Below are 3,601 nucleotides of genomic sequence, written 5' to 3'. Positions count from 1 at the left end.
GCCGTGCTGGGCAACCGCTGCGATCGGCGCCGCCGACTCGGATACAGTGCAGGATGCACCGCTACCGCCGGGATCGCAGCGGCACAGGGGCGGCTCCATGCGGACGGGCGCGCTCATGCGCATGGCGCGTGCTTGAACAGATACGCGTTGGCCCGCTGCAGGATCTGCGCCAACCGTTCCGCACGCGGCCCCAGCGGAGCGACGGCCTCTCCGGCGTCGCGCAACAGATCCGGCACGAACTGGCGCGCTGCCTTTAGCCCCATGATCGACGCGCAGGTCGGCTTCTGCGCCGCCGCGTCCTTGCCGGGGGTCTTGCCCAGCGTCGCGGTATCCGCTGTCGCGTCGAGAATGTCGTCGACCACCTGCAACGCCAGGCCGAAACTGGCGCTGTAGCGATCGAGCGCACAGTACAGCGCAGCGTGCGCGGCATCCTCCGCTATGGCGCACAGCGCGCCCATGCGAACGGACGCGCGCACTAGCGCTCCGCTCTTCATCCGGTGCATCGCCACGATTCTGTCCAGCTCGACGTGCTTTCCAACCAGCGACAGATCCATGGCCTGCCCGCCTGCGGCACCCTCGGCGGACACCGCCTGCGCCAGTTCGCGCACGAGCGCGATACGCTTGTCGCCCGGCGCATCCAAGCTCGACAGGGTCAAGAAGGCGTGCGCCTGCAGCGCATCGCCGACCAGGATCGCAGTGGCTTCGCCGAACTTGACGTGCACGGTCGGATGGCCGCGGCGAAGCACGTCGTCGTCCATCGCGGGCAGGTCGTCGTGGACCAGTGTACAGGCGTGCATCATCTCGATGGCGGCGGCGACGTCGTCGAGCATGTGCGCCGGCGTGTCGGCCAGTGCGCCGGCAGCCAGACAGAGCAAGGCCCGGGTGCGCTTCCCGCCCTGCAAGGTGGAGTAGCGCATCGCCGCCATCAGCTCGGTCTCACCGTCGTCTTCGGCACGGAGAAGACGGGCCAGCGCCTGTTCGACCCGCTTTGCGCCGTCCTGCATCCAGATCTCCGGCAGCAGGCTCCCGGATGCGCCGGGCGCCTGCGCGCCCAATCCGCCGAGCGCGGAAACCCCGGTTCGGTCGTCGTGTAGCGTGGAAGCGGTCTGCATGTTGTTCATGTCCTTGTACCTGACACGAGACGGCCATGGAGAGCGGCGAGCCGCCGCGGTGTTGCCGGCGTCGCACCGAGCGCGCGCGAGGAGTGCAGCAATGCTGCGCGGCGCCGGCGCCGCTGCCTCGCCACACGGGGCATGCGATGCCAGCTCATGAGAATCCGATGCGGATTGTCATGGATGGATGTGCGGTCGGGTAATAGCGCCGGCCTTTTTCGACGCCGCTCAGCAACCGCGGCCGCGCCCCGGCCTCGTGCATGGTCAGCGCCAAGGCGATGCAGAACTGCACCAGTTCCAGCCATGCGAGGTGGTAGCCGATGCAGACGTGTGGGCCGGTACCGAACTGCATCATGTCCACCGGCCGGATCGGCTCGGTGCGTTGCAGCCACCGCGCCAGGCGAAACTGATCAGGCGCCTCGTGCAGCAGCGCCGAGGTCGAGAAATGCAGCAGCGGGATGCACAGATCGGTACCCGCGGGAATGCGCCGTTGGCCGAGTTGCAGTTCACGCAGTGCGCGACGCACCAGGAGCGGCGTCGCCGGATGCATGCGCAGCGTCTCGCGGAAGAGCGCCTCGGCGACCGGATACTGCGCCAGGTCCGCGTGCCGGGTCGGCACCACGCCCACGCGTTGCGCCTCCTCGACCAGGGCGTCCCACAGCCCAGGCTGCCGCGCCAGCTCGATCACCATCCAGGCCATCGTCGAGGCGGTGGTGTCGTGACCACCAAGCAGCAGCAAGCGGATATTGGCGACCAGGACGTCATCGCAGAGCGCATCGTCGCTGCGATCGAAGGCGCTCACCATGTCGTTGATCAAGCCGGTGCGCGCGGCATGTTCGCGCGCGTCGCGGACGAACTGGCGCAACCGCGCATCGATCCAGTCGCGGGCGGCGCGACCGCGCCGCAAGGGCAGTCCGGGCAGGTCGATCGGGGGCGCGACGATCAACTGCAGCAGTTGCCGGTACTTGCGATGCCAATCCGGCAGGTTCTGCGCGGGGATTCCCATGAGGCTGAAGATGAGCTTGAGCATCAGATCGCCGGTTTCGCGCAGGATGGTTACGTCGCCGCGGTCGCGCCACCTCTGCATCCGCGCCCGGATGACGGGCGCGAACAGCTCGCCGATGCCGGCCCGGGTCAGCCCCATCGGCAGGAACGCCGCCTGGATCGCATCGCGCGCCTGCCGGTGCACGGTGCCGTCCTGAGTGACCAACGTTCCGCCGAACAATTCGGGCGCGATCTCTTCGATCAGCGCCGAGGACACGTCCTTGTGCCGGAGCAGTGCGAAAGCATCCGGATCCAGACAGGTCATCTGCTGTCCGGCAGGGCCGAAATCCAGCCAGAAGTGGCTGCCTAGCGTCCGTTCCGCGCGCCGCAGCAGGCGCGGCAGGTCGCAGACGATGGCGGGAAGATGCCCGACCAAGGGGAAAGCGCCGGGCACGACCGGGATGTCGTGCCGCAGCCGATGCCGACGGGCCAACGGGTTGAGCAGCATGTTCATCAGCAGCGCGGCGACGCGGCCGCTTCGGCGGTCTCGCCGGAAGGCCGCGCAGCGCGGCTGTTGCCACCGTCGGCGTATGTCGGCACATGCGCCAGCATGCCGCCATCGATGCACACGACCTGGCCGGTGATGAACGCAGCATCGTCGGAGAGCAGGAACGCCACCAGCGTGGCCACGTCCTCGGGGCGGCCGACGCGCGGCAGGAGCTGGTGCCGGCGCAGATGCCGTTGCATGCACTCGTCCAGCTTGGCGAGGAGACGCTCGGTCATGATGAGACCCGGCGCAACCGCGTTGCAGCGGATCTGCGCATGACCGTACTGGGTGGCGAGCGAGGCCGATAGCATGTTCATCGCCGCCTTCGACGCGGCGTAGGACGTCTGCGCGGTGTCACCGCTGAGCCCCTGGCACGACGACATGTTGACGATCGCGCCACCGCCGCGGGCGATCATCCGTGGGATGGCCTGCCGGCAGCAGAGCAACGTGCCGCGCAGATTGGTCGCCATGGTCTGATCCCAGACCGCCAGGTCCAGGTCGAGGATCGCGCGGTCGTGCGGAGTCAGATGCATGGCGCTCGCGTTGTTCACCAGCAGGTCGACCCCACCGAAGTGCCGCTCCGCCGTCTCGAACAGCGCTGCCACCGCCTGCGCATCGGCGATGTCGATGTCCAGGGCCAGCGCGTGGCCCGCTTCGGCCGCGATTTGCGCGGTGCAGGCGATGGCCGCCGAGCCATCAATGTCGGCGACCACCACTCTGCCGCCCTCGCGCGCGATGGCGAGGGCGCATGCCTTGCCGATGCCAGCGCCGGCGCCGGTCACCACGGCTACCTTGCCTTCAAACCGTCCCATCGTGTCCTCCCGGAATGCCTTGGTCTCTCGCGGCATGCCGCTCGGCCTGAGCCGGAGAAGGCGCACTGACGGCGCTGGCGCGCTCGTCATCGCCAGCGTCGCTTTCGATGACCCGAATGGCGGCGACCGGGCACTGGCTGGCTGCG

3 protein-coding genes and 1 pseudogene are annotated in these 3,601 nt (G+C 68.7%); all 4 read right to left on the bottom strand.

Annotated features, from left to right (window positions below):
• Window positions 1–113: 113 nt before the first annotated feature.
• Window positions 114–1,112 carry a polyprenyl synthetase family protein gene (locus H8B02_RS46110; protein WP_376711794.1) on the bottom strand — a complete coding sequence of 333 codons (999 nt, stop codon included), beginning with the start codon at window positions 1,110–1,112 and terminating at the stop codon, window positions 114–116.
• A 154-nt stretch (window positions 1,113–1,266) separates the two neighbouring features.
• Window positions 1,267–2,610, bottom strand: coding sequence for a cytochrome P450 (locus H8B02_RS46105; protein WP_229172341.1), 1,344 nt, complete (start codon window positions 2,608–2,610; stop codon window positions 1,267–1,269).
• Window positions 2,610–3,455 (bottom strand): SDR family oxidoreductase, encoded by an 846-nt coding sequence (locus H8B02_RS46100; RefSeq protein WP_229172340.1) that lies wholly within the window; start codon window positions 3,453–3,455, stop codon window positions 2,610–2,612. The genes H8B02_RS46105 and H8B02_RS46100 overlap by 1 nt, the downstream gene beginning before the upstream one ends.
• A pseudogene (locus H8B02_RS46095) lies at window positions 3,442–3,601 on the bottom strand (ferredoxin); the annotation flags it as partial. The pseudogene H8B02_RS46095 and the gene H8B02_RS46100, both read right to left, overlap by 14 nt.

Origin of the sequence: Bradyrhizobium altum, assembly GCF_020889705.1 — a bacterium.
GTDB lineage: Bacteria > Pseudomonadota > Alphaproteobacteria > Rhizobiales > Xanthobacteraceae > Bradyrhizobium > Bradyrhizobium altum.
This window is presented reverse-complemented; position numbering and strand designations above follow the sequence as displayed.

Excerpts from the sequence above, each read along its gene's own strand:
- H8B02_RS46105 (WP_229172341.1), bottom strand. The coding sequence starts at position 2,610 with ATGAACATGCTGCTCAACCCGTTGGCCCGTCGGCATCGGCTGCGGCAC.
- H8B02_RS46100 (WP_229172340.1), bottom strand. The coding sequence starts at position 3,455 with ATGGGACGGTTTGAAGGCAAGGTAGCCGTGGTGACCGGCGCCGGCGCT.
- H8B02_RS46110 (WP_376711794.1), bottom strand. The coding sequence starts at position 1,112 with ATGCAGACCGCTTCCACGCTACACGACGACCGAACCGGGGTTTCCGCG.